This is a genomic window from Microbacterium sp., assembly GCF_051953575.1.
In the GTDB taxonomy this organism is placed as follows: domain Bacteria; phylum Actinomycetota; class Actinomycetes; order Actinomycetales; family Microbacteriaceae; genus Microbacterium.
Map to the genome: position 1 here is coordinate 1 of NZ_JBQCIP010000316.1, position 19795 is coordinate 19795.

Genomic DNA, 19795 nt, shown 5'->3' on the forward strand with positions numbered 1-19795 from the left:
GAACTTCGGGTTCGCGGAGTCGCATTCGCTGTCGTTCGCACTGCTCGTGTACGCCAGCTCGTGGATCAAGCTGCACTACCCCGGCGCGTTCCTCGCCGGGCTGCTGCGGGCGCAGCCGATGGGCTTCTACTCGCCCGCGACCCTCACCGCCGATGCACGGCGCCACGGCGTCGAGGTGCGCCGCCCCGATCTGCACGCCTCGGGTGTCGAGGCGGTGCTCGAGCCGGTGGATGCCGGCCCCGCTGCCGTGGCGGCCACCGGCCTCGACTCGTGCCTGGAGCGGGATCAGCCGCCGGTCGGGGTGTTCGACCTCCGCGCTCCGGACGAGTCGGCGGCGCACCGTCGCGACGGCGGGTTCGCGGTGCGTCTGGGGCTGGCGGGGGTGAAGGGGATCGGTACGACGGTCGCGCAGCGCATCGTGGCCGCACGCGAGGCCGGGGGAGAGTTCCGCGATCTGCGCGATCTGGTGCGCCGTACCAGCATCACGGCCGCGCAGGTGGAGGCGCTGGCGACAGCGGGCGCATTCGAGTGTCTCGGGATCAGCCGGCGCGAGGCGATCTGGCTGGCCGGGTCGGCGGCGCAGGACCGTCCCGAGTTCCTGCCCGATTCCCTCATCGCGGTGCAGCCTCCGCTGTTCCCCGATCCGACCAGCTACGAGCGTCTCGCCGCGGACCTGTGGGCGACCGGCATCTCGACCGACGACCACCCGCTCACCCACTACCGCTCCGGGTTGGATGCGCGCGGCGTCCTGACCTCGCGCGAGCTGCGCACCGCCGAGACCGGGCGCCGGGTCGAGGTGGCGGGACTGGTGACGCACCGGCAGCGCCCGGCGACAGCATCCGGCATCACCTTCATCAACCTCGAGGACGAGCACGGCCTCGTCAACATCGTGTGCTCGCTCGGCGTCTGGAACCGCTACCGCCGTGTCGTGCGGGATTCGCCGGCGCTGATCGTCCGCGGGCTGCTGGAACGCTCGGCCGAGGGGGTGACGAACCTCATCGCCGACGCGTTCGAGGACCTGCGCGTGGGCGTGCAGCACCGGGCGAGGGACTTCCGGTGAGAGCCGTCAGTCCGCCGCCGCGGCGAGACGGAAGGTCACGGTCATCTCGCCCGAGCCGACGGGGATGATCAGGGGGTCTCCGACGTCCCCGGCGGTTCCGTCGACAAGGATGTCGCGCGCGGTGTCGGGCAGATGGATGCTGCTCGTCGTGTTGGGCGGCACGTTCACGACCAGCTCCACATGGCCCTCCTCGGTCCTGTCCCACCGGGCGGCGAGCTCGCCGTAGGGCGTCTGGATCGCCGCGGCGACGCGGGTGAGCGGACCGAGGACGTCCGGCTCGATGCGCGACTCGCGGTAGCCGGGGCCTGCCGGCTGGATGCCGGCGACCCGCCGATAGAGCCAGTCGTCCACGCAGCCGAAGGCGTAGTGGTTGAACGACAGGTCCGTCACCGTGCCGTCGGGTGCGATGGCCTCCCACCCCTCCCACATCGTCGTGGCGCCCTGCGCCACCTGGTAGAGCCAGGACGGCGCCGTGTCCTGGAACAGCAGCGTGCGTGCCAGGTCGCGATGGCCGTTGTCCCACAGCACGTCCAACAGGAACGGCACCGAGAGGAAGCCGGTGTCCAGATGGTCGCCGGCCTCGTGGATCAGTCCGACGAGCTGCGCGATCACCTCCGCCTTGCGGCCTTCGGGTACGAAATCGAAGGCGAGCGCGACGACGTACGGACCCTGCAGGCCGCCCGGGATGCGCCCGTCCGCATCGATGTACTCCGCCGCGAACGCGTCGCGCGCATCCCGCGCCCTCAGCGCATAGCGGGCCGCATCGTCGCGGTGTCCGAGGATCGTGGCGATCTCTGCCATCACGTCCATCAGATGACCGTGATACATCGAGCCGATCACTTCTCCGGTGCGCCGGGGCGCGGTCATCTGACTCGCCTCGGGCCCCTTCAGGGTGCTGGGGGCGAGCCAGTCGCCGAAGTTCGGCTCGTTGTTCCACAGGAATCGCTGCCGCTCGCGCTGCTCCGGCGAGAGCGCGGTCTCATCGAGGCGAGGGGAAAGGCCGGACGACGCACTGTCGATCTGGTACTGCGCCCAGGCCTGCATCGCGGCGTAGTTCTCCTCCAGTACCCGGCGGTCCGCGAAGTGCTCGAACAGCACGAGCGGTGCGATCGCGATCACGTCGCCCCAGCCGGCCGACGAGGCGAGCAGCATGATCGGATCGTCGTAGCTGGGGGCCGGTCCGTCCATCAGGTGGTCCAGCTGGGGCGGGCTGGGAGAGATGTTCATGATCTGACCGTCGGGCAGCTGGTCGTCCCGGACGATCCTGAGCCACCGCGACAGGAACGGCCCGACCGCCATGTTCGTGGCCGCGGCGGCGGCGAAGATCTGCAGGTCGCCTGTCCAGCCGTATCGCTCGCGCTGCGGGCAGTCGGTCGGGATGGAGAGGAAGTTCGCACGCTGGCTCCACAGCACGTTGGCGTGCAGCCGGTTCAGCCGCTCGTCCGAGGTCTCGAAGCGCCCGATGACGGGAAGGTCCGACGAGGTGACGATGGCGGTGAAGTCGTCCGCGCTCGCGGATTCCGGAAAACCGGTGATGCGTGCGTAGCGGAAGCCGTGGAAGGTGAAGGAGGGCTCCCAGCTCTCGCCGTCCGGGTCGCCGCGGAGGATGTAGACGTCGGTCTGGTCCTTGTTCGGCCCCACGATGTTGTGGAAGTAGTCGCCGTGCTGATCGAGGACCTCGGTGTGCTCCAGCCGCACGATCCGGCCGCGCTCGCCGCGGACCCGGAACCGCACCCTGCCCGCGACCACCTGGCCGAAGTCGACGACGGTGTCGCCGGTGGGGGTGTGCAGGAGCTGCGTCGCGGGCACCTCGCTCACCCGCCGGACCGGTTCGCCGACGAACGGCACGAGCGCCTGGTCGATGTCGACCTCTGTGACCGGCGTCCACGTGGAGTCGTCGAAGCCGGCGGTGCTCCACCCATCCCAAGGGATGCGGGCGTCGTAGCGCTCGCCCACCGCGAGGTCGGCGTAGCGGATGGGTCCGTCGGTCGACGACACGCCGGTGCCGTCCGAGGCGATCGCGACCCGCCTGCCGTCGGCGTACTCGATGTCGAGCTGCCACAGCGCCTTCAGCGTGTCGCCGTACCCTCGGCTCGCGCCGAGGATCCCCACCCGGCCGGCATACCAGCCGTCGGACAGCACGACGCCGAGCACGTTCTCGCCCGCGACCAGGCGGTCGGTCACGTCGTAGGTCTGAAACGACAAGTGGATGTCGTAACTCTCGACGCCCGGTGCGAACAGCTCGTCCGACACCGGTGCGCCGTTGAGCTGCGCCTCGTAGATCCCGTGCGCGGTCGCGTACAGGCGCGCCCGCGCCGGGGTCTCGTCGAGTCGGAACCGCTGACGCACATACGGCGTCGGAAGCAGCCTCTCCTCTGGCGGCGTGTCGATGCGCAGCGTGAACAGCTCCGGGAAGCTGGCAGCCCCGTCCGGACGCACCGGGGTCTGCGCGGGCTGGATCCACCGGGCGTGCCAGTCGTCGGGACGAAGCAGCGTCGTCTCGAACGCCGATTCGGCCCACGCGGTGGGCTCGGACGCGGAATTCACCCAGCACCGGACTCGCCAGCGATACTCCGTGGCCGAGTCGGCTTCGAAGCCGTCGAACGAGACGAGCACCGAATCGCGCGACTCGATCCTGCCCGTGCGGTGCACGCGCTCCGGCGCGCGGCCGCTGTGGATCTCCAGCTCGTACGCGGTCTGGGTCACGCCCGTGGCGGTCGCCGAGACGATCTGCCAGGAGAATCGCGGATGCCGGGTCCACAGGCCGAGCGGGCGATCCAGCTGCTCGACGCGAAGATTCTTGAGTGTCGTCATGACACGTCCCTCTCACGATGGTTGATGTGCGTGCGACAGGTGGATGCCGCCCGGGGAGCCCCAGGCGGCATCCCTTCCTACCGGCGGTTCATGAATCCCACGCGGCATCCATCTCGTCGAGGACCTGGTCGGGCGTCTTCTGACCGGTCAGCAGACCCTGGACGCCCACGGTGAGGGCGTCGTAGACGGCGGCGTTCGGGAAGGTGGCGAGCGGAGCGTCCACGAACGAGCCCTGCTCGAGCAGGTCGCCGACGGGCTGGTACGCCGGCTGCAGCTTCGCGGCGTCCACACCCGTGATCGCGACGAGGCCCGAGAGGTCTGCGAAGGTCTGGGCCTGTTCCGGATCGGCGGCCCAGTCCAGGAAGTCCTGCGCTGCGGCCTTGGCGTCGTCATCGGCTGCGGCGCTGATCGCCCACGCGTAGCCTGCGGAGGCCACGATGAACGGGTCCTCTCCGTCTGCCGCCGGAAACGCCTGCACGGTCAGGTCAAGGCCCGTCGCCCCGCCGATCGAGGCGGCTGCCGAGCCGGGGACGCTCGCCGTCAGCGACGTCTGCCCGCCGATGCCCTGGGTGATGGAGTCGAAGGTCCCCCCTTCGACGCCATCCTGGAAGCAGCCGGTGTCCTTCATCTCGACGATCGTCTCCAGGACGTCTCGCCAGTCGCTGTCGGCGAACGTGACGTCGCCCGCCGCGCGCTGCTGGTTCCAGTCCGGGGTGGGCCCGTAGACCTGTGTCGCAGAGATGACCATGGCGAGGAGACCGTTGTTGGGCGGCGCTGAACCTGCCAGCACGGTGAAGGACTTTCCGCCTTCGCGGGCGAGGCGGCACGCGCTCAGCATGTCCTCATAGGACGAGGGGAACTCGTCGATGCCGACATCGGTCGCCCCGGCGTCGTTGTAGATGAAACCCGTGGGGTTGAGCGCTGCGGGCTGCGCATAGATCTCGCCGTCCACCTCGTAGAGCGACTCCGTGCCCTGGGGGATGACGGCGGCGGAGGTCTCGTCGAGCGGCTCGAGCAGTCCTGCCTCGGCCAGGGTGACGACCGAGATCGCCTGACCGGTTCCGGGCGAGAGGATCATCATGTCGGCAGCGTTGCCGCCTTGCAGCTGCGTCGTCACCTGGGTGTTGTAGGCGTCTCCCGGGTAGGGGATCACCTCGATCGGGACGCCGGTCTCGTCGGTGTACTGTGTGGCGAACTCGGCCCAGTAGTCGTCGGCGTCGTTCGACTGGGCGACCATGATGGAGAACCCGCTCGACTCGCCACCGCCGGGTTCGCCCTCGGATCCGCCGTCCGGTGAAGAGCATCCGGCAAGGATGAGGGCTCCGATGAGCGGTGCGGCGAGAAGCGGCCACCGGGCGGCCTCGGGTGGGGTGTGCGGGGACATGTCTACCCTTCCTGACATCATTGTCGTCGGCGTTCGCCGACTGGGTTGAACGTTTCAATACAGCGTTGCACCATTTGTCTGATTCCGACATTTGTGGTGCTTATGCCGCGCAACTGCGCTGCTGATGCCAGGTGGCCGTCGGCCCGCCGCGCGTCCTGACCGCGTCAGGCGGGCGCGACGACCACGAAGTAGCTGCAGTCGTCGTCTTCGGAGTTCTCGTAGGTGCACTCGTTCGGTTCGCCGAGGATCAGCCGGTCGCCCGCCTGGAGACGGTGGACCGTGCTGCCCTCATGGAAGGTCAGCGTGCCCTCGGTGACCCAGATCAGATGACGGCAGAAGGCGTACGTGGCAGCGGGGTAAGTGACCCGTGCGCCGGGTGGCAGGTGCACCTCGGTGACATCGACGGGGAACGCGGGGGCGGCCGCGACCTGGCGGCGCTGGTAGCCGGTGTCAGGGTCAGTCCAGCTCGCTCGTGCCCCGTCGCGCACGACTCCGGACCCGGGCGAGGAAGCACGGCCGAGCAGACCCGAGAGGGTGAGGCCGAGGGCGGTCGCGAGCTTTCCGAGCAAGGCGGCGGTCGGACTGCTCGCACCGCGCTCGATGCGATCGATCATGGCGCGCGAGACGCCCGACGCCGCGGCCAGCTCACTGCCCGACCAGCCCCGCTGCTCCCGCGCGCTGCGCACCGCCGAGGCCACATCGACCGTCCCGGCGTCTGATATCTGCGACATCTGTCTACTATATGGGCATGACCCTTCTCCGCCCTGCCCAGGACGCCGATCTCGATGCGATCCTGGCCATTCACAACGACGCGATCGCCCATTCGCGGGCGATCTGGACCGACGCGCCCGTCGACCGGGCCGAACGCGAGGAGTGGCTGCAGACCCGCCGGGCGGCGGGACACCCCGTCATCGTCGCCGACGTCGAGGGTGTCGTCGCCGGTTACGCCAGCTACGGCCCCTGGCGACCCAAGTCGGGGTATCGCTACACCGTCGAGGACTCGATCTACCTCGACGGCAGGTTCCGTGGGCGGGGGATCGGCGGCCTGCTGCTCGGCGAGCTCATCGGTCTCGCTCGCGGCGCGGGCATGCGCGTCATGATCGCCGATATCGAGTCGGGCAACACCGCATCCATCAGGCTTCATGAGCGGTTCGGCTTCGAGCATGCCGGAACGCTGCGCCACGTGGGGACGAAGTTCGGGGACCGGCTGGACCTCGCCATCCTGCAGCTGCCGCTCGACTGATGGGACGGGACTGACGGGACCGTCTCACCCGCGGCGGCCGGCACGTTCGTGCACGTCCTTCAGAGCGGCTTCGAGGTCGGGGTGCGCGAACGTGAATCCCGCGTCCCTCAGCGTCTCCGGGATCACCCACCGGCTCTTGACGAGAAGCTCGGCCTCCGAGCGCATCGCCCACATGCCGGCCTCGAGCGCGATCCGCGGCGCCGGGACCCCGATCGGCGCGCCGACCGTGCGCCGCAGCGTGCGCATCAGGGTGCGGTTGTCGGAAGGATGCGGTGACGCGAGGTTGACCGGACCTTCCAGCCGGTCGTCGTCGCGGATGAAGCGGATGGCGCCGACGACGTCGTCGAGGTGGATCCAGCTGAACTTCTGGCGCCCATGCGTGCGGTACCACGCGGCGCGGTCCGGTCCGGTCGGGTGCTCGCCGATGCCGCGGTCCCGGCGGTGCGGCGGGCACCAGCCGTCGAACTGCGTTCCGCCCAGTCCCGTGCGCGCGAGCGCGAACAGCATGCGCGTCGCCGGTCCGTCCCCGAGGACGATCGCCATGCGGAGCGCCGCCCGTCGGGTGCCGGGCAGAGACCCATCGAACAGGGCGCGCTCCCACGCGGTCGCGACGTCCACCGAGAACCCCGTGCCGATCTCGCCGGTCGACTCGGTGTTCGGTCGCTCCATCTCGTGCCGGTAGATCGTGGCCGTGGAGGCGTTGAGCCATAAGCGCGGCGGCCGGCCCGCCTCGGCGATCGCCGAGTGCAGGGCCCTGGTCGTCCGCACGCGGGAGTCGAGGATCTCGCGTCGGTTGCTGTCGGTGTAGCGGCAGTCGACGGACTTGCCCGCCAGGTTGACGACGATGTCGGCGCCGTCGACGGCGGCTCTGAGCGCGTGGGGGTCGCTCCACGGGATCTCCGAGCTCCGTCCGACGAGACGCAGCCGGTAGCCGTCGGCCACCAGCGCGTCGCCGACCGCGCGTCCGATGAATCCGCTCGCCCCGGCGATCACGGCGACCGGCTGCTCACGCGTCTCCATGCCTCGACGCTACACGGTTCTGAACGTGTTCAGTAACGTCTGGCGTCGGTTCGGGGTTCGTGCGCGGCATCCATGGACACCGCCCGCACGCGGGAGGTGGTCGTTCCTCTCGACGGCGCCCGCCCGCGGGCGTAGCCTGACGCTCATCCATCGGGAGGGACAGTGAAGAGGCGACAGACGCAGCGCCAGATCAGTCGAGACGAACAGCTCGCCCGCTATGCCTATCTGTTGGGCAACGTGCCGGCGAGCGTCGCCGACCGATCGTTCGCCGCAGCCTTCGCACGGTTGTCGGATGTGCAGCGCGAGAACCTCCTCGACGAGCTGTGCACCCTGCTGCCCGGCGCGCCGGCGAGACCGCGCTCCGACGACCCCGAGGCGTTCGCCGTGCTCATGCACGATCTGTTCGCGCGTGACGCGCTGGTCAGGGTCGCGGGCGCCGAGACCTTGGCGGCCGCGTTCATCGCCAGCCCTCCGATAGCGGCGTACTTCACGGCCGGCGCGGGCTCGGTGATGATCGAGCATCAGCCGCTGTGGGTGCAGGAGCTCGTCGGCCACGAGACGGCGCCCATCGACGGAGGGCGGCTGCACCACCGCCCCGGTGTGAACACCGGCGAGTGGTACATCTGACCGCCGCCCTCCGCCTTCTCACCGGATGCTGCGGAAGAACGTCCTGAGGTCGCCCGCGAGCAGGTCGGGCGTCTCCATCGCCGGGTAGTGACCGCCGTCCGCGAACTCACTCCAATGGCCGATCGCACCCGCCGGGTCCATCACCCGGCGCGTCAGCGGGTGCGCGTCGAACACGGCCCAGCCGGTAGGAACGCCCGCAGCCATGGCCAGTGCGAGCCCCGAGTGCGCCGACTCGTAGTAGAACTGGGCGCTGGATGCCCCGCTGCGGGTGAACCAGTAGAGGCTGATGTTCGTCAGCAGCTGGTCGCGGTCCACGGTCTCGTCCGGCGTGCGATACGCCGCGCCCGTCCTGGTCTTGAACTTCTCGGCGATCCACGCGAGCTGGCCGACGGGGGAGTCGGTCAGCGCCGCGGCGATCGTGTCGGGGCGGTGGTCCTGCATCTCCAGGTATCCGCGCTCCGCCGCGTAGTCGGCCCGTATCGCGTCGAGCTGGGCCATCTCGGCCTCGGTGAGGCCCTCGGGTGGCGGGAACTTGACTCCCACGAGGCCGAGCACGGCGCGGTCGACCCCGATGTGCATGCCGATGACGCGGTCCGGACAGGTCGTGGCGAGGCGGCCGGCGATGCCCGAGCCCACGTCGGTGCCGTGCACAGCGAACCTGTCGTAGCCGAGTCGCGTCATGATCTCGGCGAAGGCGTCACTCGTCCGCGACAGTTCCCAGCCGGTTCCCGACAGCGGGGTGGAGAAGGCGAAACCGGGCAGCGAGGGGACGATGACGTGGAACTCGTCCGTCAGGAGCGGAATGAGCCGCAGGTAGTCGACGAAGGAGCTCGGCCAGCCGTGATTGAGCATCAGGGGCGTCGCTGCGGGATTGCCCGAGCGCACGTGGACGACGTGGAACGTCTGACCGTCGACGACGGTCGTGAACTGGGGCAGCGCGTTGAGCGCCTGCTCCTGCGCGCGCCAGTCGAACTCGTCCCTCCAGTAGCCGGCGAGCTCCCGGAGGTAGATGAGGGGGATGCCGCGGCTGAAGTCGTTCCGGTCGTCGCGGCCGGGCACGGCGAACGGCCATCGCGTCCGGGTGAGCCGATCGTGCAGATCGTCGAGAGCCGCCTGCGGGATGTCGATACGGTAGGGGGTCATCGCGTGGGTGTCCATGCCTCGACATTGTCGACAATCGCGGCAGATCAGCTTCCGCGATGGCGAGGATGATGGAGCGCATGCTGGAGACCTCCGCCCGCCTGCTCGAGCTGCTGTCGTTGCTGCAGATCCGGCGGGACTGGACGAGCTCCGATCTCGCCGCTCGACTCGGCGTGAGCACGAGAACCGTGCGCAACGACGTCGTCAAGCTGCGCGCACTCGGCTATCCGGTGGATGCCCGCCCCGGGGTCGCGGGCGGGTACCGGCTGGCTGCCGGCACGGCGATGCCGCCGCTGCTGCTGGACGACGACGAGGCCGTCGCCGTCGCCGTGGGGCTTGGCGCGGTCGCGACGTGGCGGATCGGCGTCGCAGAGACCTCGCTGACGGCGCTCGCGAAGCTCGAGCAGGTCATGCCTGCGCAGCTGCGGCGGCGGGTGGCGGCGATCCGGGAGGCGACGAGCGTCGTGCCGGGCACCGAACCGGCTCTGGATCTGTCGGGACTCGGGGCGGTCGCATCCGCGGTCCGTGGTCACGAGCGGCTGCGCTTCGGGTACACGAAGCCGGGTGGAGTCCTCGAGGCGCGCCATGCCGAGCCCCAGCGCCTGGTGAGCTGGGGACCGCTCTGGTACCTGTTCGCCTGGGACCTGGATCGGGACGACTGGCGGGTGTTCCGCGTGGACCGCATGGTCCCGGGCGCGCCGACGGGTGCGCGCTTCCGGCCGCGACGGATTCCGGAGGACGACGTCGTCCGCCATGTGGTCCGCCGCATCGTCGAGGCCGGCTGGCGCTACCGGGCGCGCGTGCTCGTCCACGCGCCGGCAGCGACGGTCGCCGCGAAGATCGTGATACCCGTCGACATCGAAGAGGTGGATGCCTCCACCTGCCGTGTCGAACTGGGCTCCGACGACCCGGAGGCGCTCGCCCTCTGGCTGACGCAGCTCGGGGTCGAAGTGGAGGTCATCGAGGGTCCGGAGCTCGTCCTCGCCTTCGAGAGGCTCGCCGCGCGTCTCCATCGCGCCGCGGGACGCCCCTGAGCTCCCGCCCGTCCCCGGGCGCCGGGCCGCACCTCACGCGCGACGGCCGAAGGCCAGCGGGCAGCGTGGTGCGTCCGTCGACGTGCGCACGCGCCCGCCCGACCGCGGCTTCGTCGGCAGACGCCGCCGGTCGACGCCGAGGCCGTGACCCAGGATCTGCAGACGAGGATCGCTCAGCGTGGCGATCGCAGTGGCGAGGCCGGCGATCGCGAGCTTCTCTCCGGGGCAGCGGTGACCGGTGCGCACATCCGCGCCGCCGTGGGGGATGAACGCGGCGAGGGCCTCGTAGTCGTCGAGCCCGATGAAGCGGTCCGGGTCGAACTGCGCGGGGTTCGGCCAGGATGCCTCGTCCGTGTCGGTTCCGAGGATGTCGAGCACGACGCGTCCGCCCGCCGGCAGCTGCACCCCGTCGAGTTCGACGTCCTCGGTCGCCCAGCCGGGCAGGGCAGGCACGAACGGTGCGGTGCGCCGGACCTCCTGAGCGAACGCGACAGCCAGGGGACCGGGGGACGACATGCCTGGGCGTGCGGACTCCTCGGCGATGCGGGCGCGCCACTCTGGGCGATCGTGGAGCTCCTTGGCGGCGAACGCGACGAACCTGGCCACGGCGATCATCGGCCGGATCGAGTTCTGCAGCTCGACACCCGCCAGGCGGGCATCGAGCAGGCTGCCGGCCTCGTCCCGGTGCTCCGCCCACGCGGCCAGGGCGGACTCGGCAGGCGGATCGAGCCGTCCCTCGCGCACCGCCCGGATCAGTCGCTCGGCATGCGCGTCCGACCACCGACGGTTGAGGAGGGCCATGATGTACGCGGGCGAGTAGGGCGACCCGAAGCCGTCCACGATCTGGGCCAGTCGCGCCGCCCATCTCGTCTGCGCTTCACGCGTGCCCGGGATGCCCGCCCAGCGCATGATCGATCGGCCGAACGCACCCACCGCGGCGTCGTAGGCGGATCGGCTTCCACCGCCGAGCCACGCGGTCCGTTCGGCCTCCCACTCCCGCTGCAGCAGCGGGAGCAGCCGTTCGACCTGGGCGTCTTCGTATGCGACGTCGACGAAGGTCGCCTTGCGGTGGCGGTGTGCTTCGCCGTCCAGACTGTGCACCGACCCGTGCCCGAACAGCGTCTCTTGCACGATGGCCGGCATCGCGCCGTGGCGGGCGATCGCGTCGGTGTCGTAGAAGAGGCGTACGGCCTCGGCGCCGCGGACGAGCATCGCGTCCCGGAACAGGAGCCGCATCGGCGCGGCCCGGGCACCGTGGGGCGCGCGCTGCCAGATGCGGGCGGCGAAGTCGTAGCCCCGCGTCAGCAGCGACAGCGAGTCGTCGCTCAGGCGGGAACGCAGTGCGGGGGAGGAACCACGACCGGTCACGGCGTGAGCACCACCTTGACGCATCCGTCCTCCTTCTTCTGGAAGGTCTCGTACAGCGCCGGCGCGTCGTCGAGCGGGGCGGTGTGGGTGACGAGATCCGTCACGCCGAAGGGGTCCGCCTCGTCTTCGACCAGCGGGAGCAGCGTGTCGGTCCACCGTCTGACGTTGCACTGCCCGGACCGCAGCGAGATCTGCTTGTCGAACAGCGTCTTCATGGGCATGAGATCCGCATTGCCCGCGTACACGCCGCTGATCGACACGGTGCCGCCGCGTCGCACGAGGTCGATCGCGCTGTAGAGCGCAGCGAGCCGGTCCATGCCCGCGGTGTCCATCACCTTCTGCGCGACGGGGTCCGGCAGCAGGCCGACGGTCTGCTGCGCGAACTTGACGCCCGGGTTGCCGTGCGCCTCCAGCCCGACGGCGTCCACGACAGCATCCGCCCCTCGTCCGTCGGTGAGGTCGATCAGCCGGTCGACGATGTCGTCGGTCAGGTCGAAGGTGTCGACGCCGTGCCGATCGGCCATCTCTCGGCGCTCGGGAACGGGGTCGACCGCCAGCACGCGGTACCCGCGGTAGACGCCGATCCGCGCGGCGAGCTGCCCGACCGGTCCGAGGCCCATGACCGCCAGCGTCCCGCCGTCGGGCATCCCGGCATATTCGACCCCCTGCCAGGCGGTGGGGAGGATGTCGCTGAGGAACAGGTAGCGCTGGTCCGGCAGGTCGGTGCCGACGCGCACGGTGTTGTATTCGGCGAGGGGGACGCGAAGGAGCTCCGCCTGGCCTCCCGGCACCTGGCCGTAGAGTTTGGTGTAGCCGAAGAGCGCGGCGCCGCTGCCGTACTCACGCACCTGGGTGGTCTCGCACTGGGACTGGAGGCCGGCGCGGCACATGAAGCAGTGCCCGCACGCGATGTTGAAGGGCACGACCACCCGGTCGCCGACCGCGAGCGTCGTCACGTCCTTGCCGACCTCCACCACCTCGCCCATCGGCTCATGGCCGAGGACGTCGCCTGCATCGAGGAACGGGCCGAACAGCTCGTACAGGTGCAGGTCGGAGCCGCAGATGGCGGTCGACGTGATCCGCACGATCGCGTCGGTGGGTTCGAGGATCGTCGGATCCGGCACCGTCTCGACGCTGATCCTGCGCTTGCCCTGCCACGTGACCGCCCGCATCGGGTCCGCCTTTCGTTCGCTGGTGGGGGAGCGACTCGGTCGAGCCGTCCCTCTGCCGACCGTAGGCGCGGCGTCGTCGGCCGCGCGCCCGGGTTGACGCGAGCAGCGCCGGGTGCGAGCATGCCCGCGCCTGGTGCTGGCCCGCCGCGTCAGCGTGCGTGCTCGGCGAGGCGCACGAGGCGCTGCAGCGCGTGCTCGACGGTCCCGCGCAGCACGTCGTCCGGATCGCCGTCGAGCTGCAGCAGCTCCGCCCCTGCGCCTGTCGTATCCGCCCATCCCACGAACACCGTCCCCGGCGGATGCCCGTCCTCGGCGTCGGGTCCGCCGACGCCGGTCGTCGAGACGGCGATGTCGGCGTGCAGCAGCGAGCGGACCCCGCGCGCGAGCTGCCGGGCGCAGTCGGCGGAGCAGGGATCGGTCCCCTCCGGCACCCCCAGGACGTCCACCTTCACCTCTGTCCTGTAGGCGACGAGCGCTCCGCAGAACCACTCGGCGGCCCCCTCGCCTTGGCCGATCCGGCTGGCGAGGAGGCCGCTCGTGAGCGATTCGGCCACGGCGATCGTCAGCGAGTCGTCGCGTGCGAGATCGCTGAGCCGCGCAATCGCGTCGTTCATGGAACCATGTCCGGACGCAGGTCAGCCGGCGAGCTCTTCGAGCTTCTTGATCAGCTCTTCGCTGGTGTGCGTCTCCTGGTCGAGGTTGGCGCTGAGCAGGGTGGCGGCGTCGGCGGCTCCCTGCGCGCGGGTGGCCAGGATCAGCGACCGGTATGCCGAGATCTCGTAGTGCTCGTTGCCGAGCGCCGACGAGAGAGTGACCTGGTCACGGAGCTCCGGTGCCGAACGCGCGATGAGCGACTCGGCCTGCTTGGCGATGCCCTTGGTGCTGGGCGAGGCCGCGGTGGACTCGGGGATGTCGAGCAGCTGGAACACCTTCCGCAGATTCTCGATCTGCTCGCGCGTCTCGTCGGCGTGGTGGCGGAACATCTTCTTCACCTCCTGCGAGCGCGCAGCCTGCTCCAGTTCGCCCAACGCGGCCAGGGAGTCGTCCTCCATGGTCATGGCGGTGCGCAGCTGGAAGCGCAGCAGGTCGGCGGGGGATTCGAGCGTGGTCTGCGACATGGCAGCTCCTTTCTGGGTGCCACCGACCCTAGGCAGCCCGAGCGCCGCTCGGATGGGGGTTGCGGGCCCGGCGGCGGGTGCGATACCGCGCGCCGGACCCCCGCGGCGCGGGGCGCCGAGCCATACGCCGCTTCCCGCGGTTCGTCAATCCCCTCGGTGTTCCGTCCGCGGCGTCCTTACCGTCGCGCCACCGCCCACTTCGACAGGGCGGAGGAGGCGATCATGCGTGGAACACGATGGACGGCTGCCGGGGTCATCGCTCTGCTGGCGGCGGGAGCGACGGGATGCGCGGTCGGCACGGGTGGCGCCGGAGATGACAATGCCGCGTACGACGCGAGCGCGAAGCTCAGCGGCACGCTGTCGGTGATGGGGTTCTCAGGCGTCGACGAGGTCGCGACGAGCCGGGTGGAGTACGCCGAGAAGCAGCTCGACGGCGTCAAGGTGAAGCTGGCCGAGGGCGACCTCGACCTGCAGCAGTTCCTCTCGGCGGTGGCGTCGGGCAAGCCGCCGAGCGTCGTCTATGCGAGCCGCGACCAGATCGGCTCGCTGGCGGCGCGGGGAGCGGTCGTGCCGCTCGACCGCTGCATCGAGGGCGAGAAGATCCCGACCGACGACTTCGTGACGTCCGCGCTCGATCAGGTGACGCTCGACGGGACGGTCTACGGCATCCCCGAGTTCAACAGCGTGCAGCTGACGATGGCGAACGCCGATCTGCTCTCGGCCGCGGGGCTCACGGTCGACGACGTCAACGGCTCCGACTGGGATGCCGTCAAGGCGGCGAGCGCGGCGCTCACGAAGTCCGACGGCAGCAACCTGCAGGTCATCGGCTACGACAGCAAGCTCCCCGAGTTCCTCCCGCTGTGGGCGAAGGCGAACGGTGCCGACGTGATCTCGGCGGACGGCAAGAAGGCGCAGCTCGATGACCCGAAGGTTGTCGAGGCGCTCGAGTGGGCGGCATCCATCTACGACGATCAGGGCGGATTCAGCGCGGTGAAGGCGTACCGCGACGCCGCCGACTTCTTCGGCGAGGGGAACCAGTTCGCGACCGGTGTGCTGGGCGCCATGCCGATGGAGCAGTGGTACGTCAACGTGCTCAACGACGTCTCGCCCGATGCGCCCATGGCTTTCGACACCGTGCATGCCCGTGGCGGCGACACGATCGCGTACTCCACCGGCTCCGCGTGGGCGATTCCGAGCGGGAGCGACAACCCCGAGGCGGCGTGCCGGTTCGCGCGCGCGATGACCTCGGTGGATGCCTGGCAGGCGGCCGCCGAAGCGCGGATCGAGGCGCGGAAGGCCGACGGCAAGCCGTTCACCGGCATCCTCACCGCGAACGCGAAGGCCGACCAGATGATCCACGACATGACCACCTCGGGCGGCGAGCCGTGGGACACCGCCGTGTCGAAGATGTACGAGGCGAACGACAACACGTTCTCGATGCCCGCCAACCCTGCCGACGCGGAGTTCAAGTCCGCCATGTTCGACGCGGTGAACGCGGTGCTCGACGGCAAGGCCGAGGCCAAGGACGCGCTGGCGGATGCCCAGAAGACGGCCCAGTCGGCCCTCGACGACGCGTGGGCGAAGCTCGGGAAGGAGAAGTGATGACCGCGCTCGCCGCGACGGCCGGGCCGCCCGCGCCGACGGTCGACCGTGAACGCGGCCGCCGGCGGGCGCGGCGACGCAACCTGAGAGCCGCGCTGCTGTTCCTCAGCCCCTGGCTGATCGGCTTCGCCGTGTTCACCGCGTGGCCGCTCATCTACAGCGTGTACCTGTCGCTCACCGACTACGACGTCATCAACGACCCGAACTTCGTCGGCGGCGCGAACTACGCAGAGCTGTTCAGCGACCCGAAGGTCGCGCTCGCGCTGGGCAACACGCTGTTCTTCACGGTCGTCCAGGTGCCGTTGTATGTCGTGGTGTCGCTGCTGCTCGCGCTGCTGCTGAACAGGGCAGGGCGCAGCGCAGGGTTCTTCCGCACGGTGTTCTTCCTGCCGAAGATGACGCCGCCGGTGGCTGTCGGCATCCTGTTCCTGCTGCTCTTCAACGGGCAGAACGGTCTCTTCAACACCGTGCTGGGGTGGTTCGGCATCGACGGGCCGTCGTGGACGACGGATGCCGCCTGGGTCAAGCCGGGCCTCATCATCATGAGCCTGTGGACGGTCGGCGCGTCGGTCATCATCCTGCTGGCCGCTCTGCAGGCCGTCCCCGACGAGCTGTACGACTCGGCGAAGCTCGACGGTGCGGGATTCTGGCGCCAGTCGTTCTCGATCACCGTGCCGATGATCAGCCCGGCGCTGTTCTTCATCATCGTCGTGAACACCATCGCTGGACTGCAGACGTTCGACGAGGCGTACACGGCGTTCTTCGGTGCAGGCAACACCACGTACAGCAACGACGCCGCGTTGTTCTACGCCATCTATCTGTTCCAGCAGGCGTTCGAGTTCCTCCACATGGGGTACGCCTCAGCCATGGCGTGGGTGCTGTTCGCGCTCATCATGGCGATCACCGCCGTCCAGATCATCGTCTCGCGGCGGGTCGTCTACTACGAGGGGGATGATCGGCCATGACCAGGGTCCTTCCGCCCGGAGCGCCGCACGAGGACGAGATCACGTCGCGGCAGCCCGTCACCGAGCCGACGCCGCGCGTGCGGGGTGAGGCGGAGCGCGAGCGCTCCGCGGCACGGCGGCCACGGACCGGCGCGCGCGGAGCGGAGCGCCGGCATCGCGGGCTGCGGCGGGCGCTCGTCATCGCCGCCCTCAGCGTGCTCGCGGTCGTCTTCGCCTACCCGTTCATCTGGCTCATCAGTGCGTCGTTCAAGCCGCGCGGCGAGGTGTTCGACAACAGCCTGATCCCGCACACCTTCACGTGGGACAACTACGTGCAGGTGTGGCAGGCCGCGCCCCTCGCCCTGTGGCTGTGGAACACGCTCCTCGTGACCGTGCTCGCCGCGACGACCGTCACCCTGTCGAGCGCCATGGTCGCCTGGGGGTTCGCGTACTTCCGGTTCCGGGGGAGAGGAGCGCTGTTCGGGATCGTCCTCGCGACGATGATGCTGCCGGGTGCGGTCACGATGATCCCGACCTTCCTCATCTGGAACGCCCTCGGCTTCGTGGGCACGCTGGTGCCGTTGTGGGCGCAGAACCTCTTCGGCAGCGCCTTCTACGTCTTCCTGATCCGCCAGTTCATGCTGGGACTGCCGCGCGACTTCTTCGAGGCCGCGAGGGTCGACGGCGCCTCGAACTGGGACCTGTTCTGGCGCATCGCGCTCCCGTTGAGCAAGCCCGCGCTGGCGGTCACCTTCGTGTTCGAGGTGCAGGCGGTGTGGACCGACCTGATGCGCGCGCTCATCTACCTGCGCGACTCGGCCGACTTCACCGTGCCGAGAGGGCTGAAGTCGCTGGTGGACGCGTTCGGCTTCGGCGGTGAGTGGCACTGGGAGATCATCGTGACCGCGAGCGTGATCGCGACCGTTCCGATGATCATCGTGTTCTTCCTCGGGCAGAGGCAGATCATCCACGGGATCAGCGCGGGAGGCGTCAAAGGCTGACCGCGTGCGCTGACGCAGATGGCGGCTCAGACGAGCGGCTTGCGCAGGAAGACCTCTTCGACGCCGTCGTCGCCTTCGACGCGCTGCGTCTCGCGGTACCCGAGACTCTTGTACAGCCGCAGGTTCGCCTCGCTCAGCGATCCCGTGAAGAGCTCCGCCTCACGGCAGCCGGCATCCCTGCCTCGTGCTTCGACCGCCTCCAGCAGGCGTGAGCCGATGCCGAGTCCTTGCACGTCGGGCGCGATGGCCAGCCGCCCGATGAGCAGCAGTGCGGCATCCCGCCGGGCGCGCACGGCGCCCACCACCCGGTGCCCGATGAGGGCGACCTGCCCGAGGTTGTCGACGAGCTCGGCCCTCACCTCGTCGAGGGTCTGCGTGAACGGCGGCATCCGGATGCTGTCGTAGATCAGCGCCTCCTGCACGAAGGCCGCGCGCTGCAGCGTGAGCACCTCTCCGGCATCCTCCTCTCGGATGTCGCGGATGGTGAGGTCGTGCGGATCGGCAGGGCTGTTCATCGCCGCCAGCACACCACTGCGCGGCCCGTCCTGCCAACCCGGTTGACGCGGCGCCGGAGCGTGCGCAAAGAGTGGTGAAGCCCGCCCCGGCGTGCATCGCGGGGTGGTGCTGCCCCGGCTGATCCACGCGTCCGGGATGCGGCATCCTATAGTTCACCGATGCGGCGACGTCAATATGCGGGGACTGTGCGGTGACGGATGCCAAGATAGCGGAGCGGGGTGTGACGAACACGCCCGGTGAGGTGGGGATCCGTCGCATGGTCGAGTTCGCGGAGTTGGCGCGGGCGCTGAAGGGCGCCTTGCGTCGCGGCGAGCTGTCGGCGTGGTTCCAGCCTCAGCTCGACCTCCGCACCAACCAGCTCGTCGCCGCCGAGGCGCTGTGCCGGTGGCATCACCCGACGTGGGGTGCCATCCCGCCCACCGAGTTCATCCCCATCGCCGAAGACGACGGGATCATCGGCGAGATCGGCGAGTTCATGGCGACGGAGGCCATGAGCGCGATGACGGACTGGGGCCTCGACGTCTCGGTGAACGTCTCGCCCGCCCAGCTCGAGGACGCCGACTTCACGTCGTGGCTGGAGCGCATGATCCTCCGCATCCGGCGGCCCGCCCGCCGGCTGACCCTGGAGATCACCGAGGGGCGGCACATCGGCGACGTCCCCGCACTCGTCGCTCGACTGGACCGCCTGCGGGGCATGGGCGTCGGGATCGCGATCGACGACTTCGGCTCGGGCCAGGCGTCTCTGCTGCAGGCGCGGAGGCTCCATGCGACGGAGCTCAAGATCGACCGGGGCCTGGTGATCGATGACTCGCCCGCGGCCTCGCAGATCGTCGCCGAGGCGGTCGCGCTCGCCCACGACGCCCACATCCGCGTGGTCGCGGAGGGGGTCGAGACTGCTGAGCAGCTCGACAAGGTCACGCGGCTGGGGTGCGATCGTGCACAGGGCTACCTGCTGAGCCGCCCGGTTCCCCGGCACGACATGGCTCGCCTCGCCACAGCTAGCGTGTGAGTTCGCGGTCCAGGCGGTCCAGGAGCGCTTCGAGCGACACCTCGAACTCCTCGTCGCTGCGGTCCTCGCTGAGCATGGGGCGAAGTCGCACGACCTCCGGTGCCTCTTCCCGCAGCTCGACGTCGGCGTGACCGGCGCTCTCAGTCGCCGGCTGCGCGGAGTCCCCCTCATCGATCGGCGCGTCGATGGGGCCGGTCGGAGCTCCCCGCGTCGCCGACTCGAGCAGCAGCTGGCCGAGCAGGAAGCTCGTGAACGAGCGGTAGACGTCCACAGCCTCGCGATCGGTGAAGCCGTAGGAGAGCAGGGCCGACAGGAACTCGTTGACGACTTCGACGCTGCGCAGCGGCGGCCGCAGCCACGGAGCGGCGGGATGCCGCGTCGCGACGAGTGGGAACACCCGGGGGTGCTCGACCGCGATGCGCCGGATCTGATGCGCCGTCGCCTGCAGGTAGCCCTGCCAGTGCGGGTTCACGGCGGGGTCGAGGCTCGGCATCAGGTCGGTCATCAGCAGCGCGACGACAGCCTCGAGCAGGTCCTCCTTGCCCTGCACGTAGCGGTAGAGCGACATCGCCTCGACGCCCAGCTCCTGGGCGAGCGAGCGCATCGACAGGTTCTGGACACCGGACTCGTCGATCTGTGCGAGAGCGGTGCGGACGACGAGGTCGCGACTGAGCCGGGATGCCGGCCGAGAGGGTGCGGAAACCTCCGCCTGCGCGCCCTCTTCACCTGTCATGACGGTCATC

The 19795-nt window shown here is 69.8% G+C and carries 19 protein-coding genes; 8 read left to right on the top strand and 11 right to left on the bottom strand.

The genetic code is table 11. The features are described 5' to 3' along the window. Nucleotides 1–1060 (top strand): helix-hairpin-helix domain-containing protein (locus ACTHNQ_RS20205; protein ID WP_440335711.1); only part of this gene is annotated, 1060 nt, incomplete at its 5' end. A 6-nt stretch (nucleotides 1061–1066) separates the two neighbouring features. Here the strand turns inward: ACTHNQ_RS20205 and ACTHNQ_RS20210 are convergent. The 3 genes from ACTHNQ_RS20210 to ACTHNQ_RS20220 all read right to left on the bottom strand — a co-directional run bounded on the left by ACTHNQ_RS20210 (nucleotide 1067) and on the right by ACTHNQ_RS20220 (nucleotide 5989). Further along, entirely contained in the window at nucleotides 1067–3874 is a 2808-nt protein-coding gene (locus ACTHNQ_RS20210; protein WP_440335712.1) for a family 78 glycoside hydrolase catalytic domain, read from the bottom strand. 88 nt (nucleotides 3875–3962) lie between these two features. After that, nucleotides 3963–5258, bottom strand: a complete 1296-nt coding sequence (locus ACTHNQ_RS20215; RefSeq protein WP_440335713.1) for an ABC transporter substrate-binding protein — start codon at nucleotides 5256–5258, stop codon at nucleotides 3963–3965. Nucleotides 5259–5422: 164 nt separating this feature from the next. Further along, on the bottom strand, nucleotides 5423–5989 hold the full coding sequence (locus tag ACTHNQ_RS20220; protein ID WP_018172517.1) for a helix-turn-helix domain-containing protein: 567 nt from the start codon (nucleotides 5987–5989) through the stop codon (nucleotides 5423–5425). Between the two features lie 17 nt (nucleotides 5990–6006). Between ACTHNQ_RS20220 and ACTHNQ_RS20225 the strand changes: the two genes are divergently transcribed. After that, on the top strand, nucleotides 6007–6501 hold the full coding sequence (locus ACTHNQ_RS20225; protein ID WP_018172516.1) for a GNAT family N-acetyltransferase: 495 nt from the start codon (nucleotides 6007–6009) through the stop codon (nucleotides 6499–6501). Nucleotides 6502–6525: 24 nt separating this feature from the next. Here the strand turns inward: ACTHNQ_RS20225 and ACTHNQ_RS20230 are convergent, their stop codons facing one another. Then, the gene (locus ACTHNQ_RS20230; RefSeq protein WP_440335714.1) at nucleotides 6526–7521 is read right to left on the bottom strand and encodes an epimerase; all 996 of its coding nucleotides are present in this window, start codon (nucleotides 7519–7521) and stop codon (nucleotides 6526–6528) included. A 162-nt stretch (nucleotides 7522–7683) separates the two neighbouring features. On the opposite strand from ACTHNQ_RS20230, the gene ACTHNQ_RS20235 reads away from it, so the two are divergent. After that, nucleotides 7684–8148: a hypothetical protein gene (locus ACTHNQ_RS20235; protein WP_440335715.1), complete on the top strand. Its 465-nt coding sequence runs from the start codon at nucleotides 7684–7686 to the stop codon at nucleotides 8146–8148. Between the two features lie 18 nt (nucleotides 8149–8166). Here ACTHNQ_RS20235 and ACTHNQ_RS20240 read toward each other — a convergent pair whose 3' ends face one another. Next, nucleotides 8167–9291, bottom strand: coding sequence for an epoxide hydrolase family protein (locus ACTHNQ_RS20240; protein WP_440335716.1), 1125 nt, complete (start codon nucleotides 9289–9291; stop codon nucleotides 8167–8169). A gap of 77 nt (nucleotides 9292–9368) precedes the next feature. Here ACTHNQ_RS20240 and ACTHNQ_RS20245 point away from each other — a divergent pair, with 77 nt between their 5' ends. Next, nucleotides 9369–10322, top strand: a complete 954-nt coding sequence (locus ACTHNQ_RS20245; protein ID WP_440335717.1) for a helix-turn-helix transcriptional regulator — start codon at nucleotides 9369–9371, stop codon at nucleotides 10320–10322. Between the two features lie 33 nt (nucleotides 10323–10355). On the opposite strand, the gene ACTHNQ_RS20250 is transcribed toward ACTHNQ_RS20245, so the two are convergent. The 4 genes from ACTHNQ_RS20250 to ACTHNQ_RS20265 all read right to left on the bottom strand — a co-directional run bounded on the left by ACTHNQ_RS20250 (nucleotide 10356) and on the right by ACTHNQ_RS20265 (nucleotide 13980). Next, a complete protein-coding gene (locus ACTHNQ_RS20250) occupies nucleotides 10356–11714 on the bottom strand; it encodes a cytochrome P450 (RefSeq protein WP_440335718.1) in 1359 nt (452 codons plus the stop codon). Next, nucleotides 11687–12862, bottom strand: a complete 1176-nt coding sequence (locus tag ACTHNQ_RS20255; RefSeq protein WP_440335719.1) for a zinc-dependent alcohol dehydrogenase — start codon at nucleotides 12860–12862, stop codon at nucleotides 11687–11689. Before ACTHNQ_RS20255 ends, ACTHNQ_RS20250 begins: the two co-directional genes overlap by 28 nt. A 149-nt stretch (nucleotides 12863–13011) precedes the next feature. Next, complete coding sequence (locus ACTHNQ_RS20260; RefSeq protein ID WP_440335720.1) at nucleotides 13012–13476, bottom strand: CinA family protein; 465 nt, start codon at nucleotides 13474–13476, stop codon at nucleotides 13012–13014. Nucleotides 13477–13497: 21 nt separating this feature from the next. Beyond that, nucleotides 13498–13980: a YciE/YciF ferroxidase family protein gene (locus ACTHNQ_RS20265; protein WP_440335721.1), complete on the bottom strand. Its 483-nt coding sequence runs from the start codon at nucleotides 13978–13980 to the stop codon at nucleotides 13498–13500. A 222-nt stretch (nucleotides 13981–14202) separates the two neighbouring features. Between ACTHNQ_RS20265 and ACTHNQ_RS20270 the strand changes: the two genes are divergently transcribed. Genes ACTHNQ_RS20270 through ACTHNQ_RS20280 form a run of 3 tightly spaced genes read left to right on the top strand, consistent with a single transcriptional unit; the run spans nucleotide 14203 to nucleotide 17527 of the window. Then, a complete protein-coding gene (locus tag ACTHNQ_RS20270; RefSeq protein WP_440335722.1) occupies nucleotides 14203–15582 on the top strand; it encodes an ABC transporter substrate-binding protein in 1380 nt (459 codons plus the stop codon). Then, nucleotides 15582–16547, top strand: a complete 966-nt coding sequence (locus tag ACTHNQ_RS20275) for a carbohydrate ABC transporter permease (RefSeq protein ID WP_440335723.1) — start codon at nucleotides 15582–15584, stop codon at nucleotides 16545–16547. The genes ACTHNQ_RS20270 and ACTHNQ_RS20275 overlap by 1 nt, the downstream gene beginning before the upstream one ends. After that, on the top strand, nucleotides 16544–17527 hold the full coding sequence (locus tag ACTHNQ_RS20280) for a carbohydrate ABC transporter permease (RefSeq protein ID WP_440335724.1): 984 nt from the start codon (nucleotides 16544–16546) through the stop codon (nucleotides 17525–17527). Before ACTHNQ_RS20275 ends, ACTHNQ_RS20280 begins: the two co-directional genes overlap by 4 nt. Nucleotides 17528–17553: 26 nt before the next feature. Here ACTHNQ_RS20280 and ACTHNQ_RS20285 read toward each other — a convergent pair whose 3' ends face one another. Beyond that, complete coding sequence (locus ACTHNQ_RS20285; RefSeq protein ID WP_440335725.1) at nucleotides 17554–18042, bottom strand: GNAT family N-acetyltransferase; 489 nt, start codon at nucleotides 18040–18042, stop codon at nucleotides 17554–17556. Nucleotides 18043–18263: 221 nt separating this feature from the next. Between ACTHNQ_RS20285 and ACTHNQ_RS20290 the strand changes: the two genes are divergently transcribed. Beyond that, complete coding sequence (locus ACTHNQ_RS20290; RefSeq protein ID WP_440335726.1) at nucleotides 18264–19052, top strand: EAL domain-containing protein; 789 nt, start codon at nucleotides 18264–18266, stop codon at nucleotides 19050–19052. Here the strand turns inward: ACTHNQ_RS20290 and ACTHNQ_RS20295 are convergent. Continuing rightward, nucleotides 19042–19785 carry a TetR/AcrR family transcriptional regulator C-terminal domain-containing protein gene (locus ACTHNQ_RS20295; protein ID WP_440335727.1) on the bottom strand — a complete coding sequence of 248 codons (744 nt, stop codon included), beginning with the start codon at nucleotides 19783–19785 and terminating at the stop codon, nucleotides 19042–19044. The two genes, ACTHNQ_RS20290 and ACTHNQ_RS20295, sit on opposite strands and share 11 nt — an antisense overlap. Nucleotides 19786–19795: the final 10 nt, after the last annotated feature.

Bases quoted from the DNA above. Each gene is read 5' to 3' on its own strand.
- ACTHNQ_RS20210 (WP_440335712.1), bottom strand. From the start codon at position 3,874: ATGACGACACTCAAGAATCTTCGCGTCGAGCAGCTGGATCGCCCGCTC.
- ACTHNQ_RS20215 (WP_440335713.1), bottom strand. From the start codon at position 5,258: ATGTCCCCGCACACCCCACCCGAGGCCGCCCGGTGGCCGCTTCTCGCC.
- ACTHNQ_RS20220 (WP_018172517.1), bottom strand. From the start codon at position 5,989: ATGTCGCAGATATCAGACGCCGGGACGGTCGATGTGGCCTCGGCGGTG.
- ACTHNQ_RS20225 (WP_018172516.1), top strand. From the start codon at position 6,007: ATGACCCTTCTCCGCCCTGCCCAGGACGCCGATCTCGATGCGATCCTG.
- ACTHNQ_RS20230 (WP_440335714.1), bottom strand. From the start codon at position 7,521: ATGGAGACGCGTGAGCAGCCGGTCGCCGTGATCGCCGGGGCGAGCGGA.
- ACTHNQ_RS20240 (WP_440335716.1), bottom strand. From the start codon at position 9,291: ATGACCCCCTACCGTATCGACATCCCGCAGGCGGCTCTCGACGATCTG.
- ACTHNQ_RS20245 (WP_440335717.1), top strand. From the start codon at position 9,369: ATGCTGGAGACCTCCGCCCGCCTGCTCGAGCTGCTGTCGTTGCTGCAG.
- ACTHNQ_RS20250 (WP_440335718.1), bottom strand. From the start codon at position 11,714: ATGCGTCAAGGTGGTGCTCACGCCGTGACCGGTCGTGGTTCCTCCCCC.
- ACTHNQ_RS20255 (WP_440335719.1), bottom strand. From the start codon at position 12,862: ATGCGGGCGGTCACGTGGCAGGGCAAGCGCAGGATCAGCGTCGAGACG.
- ACTHNQ_RS20260 (WP_440335720.1), bottom strand. From the start codon at position 13,476: ATGAACGACGCGATTGCGCGGCTCAGCGATCTCGCACGCGACGACTCG.
- ACTHNQ_RS20265 (WP_440335721.1), bottom strand. From the start codon at position 13,980: ATGTCGCAGACCACGCTCGAATCCCCCGCCGACCTGCTGCGCTTCCAG.
- ACTHNQ_RS20270 (WP_440335722.1), top strand. From the start codon at position 14,203: ATGCGTGGAACACGATGGACGGCTGCCGGGGTCATCGCTCTGCTGGCG.
- ACTHNQ_RS20275 (WP_440335723.1), top strand. From the start codon at position 15,582: ATGACCGCGCTCGCCGCGACGGCCGGGCCGCCCGCGCCGACGGTCGAC.
- ACTHNQ_RS20280 (WP_440335724.1), top strand. From the start codon at position 16,544: ATGACCAGGGTCCTTCCGCCCGGAGCGCCGCACGAGGACGAGATCACG.
- ACTHNQ_RS20285 (WP_440335725.1), bottom strand. From the start codon at position 18,042: ATGAACAGCCCTGCCGATCCGCACGACCTCACCATCCGCGACATCCGA.
- ACTHNQ_RS20295 (WP_440335727.1), bottom strand. From the start codon at position 19,785: ATGACAGGTGAAGAGGGCGCGCAGGCGGAGGTTTCCGCACCCTCTCGG.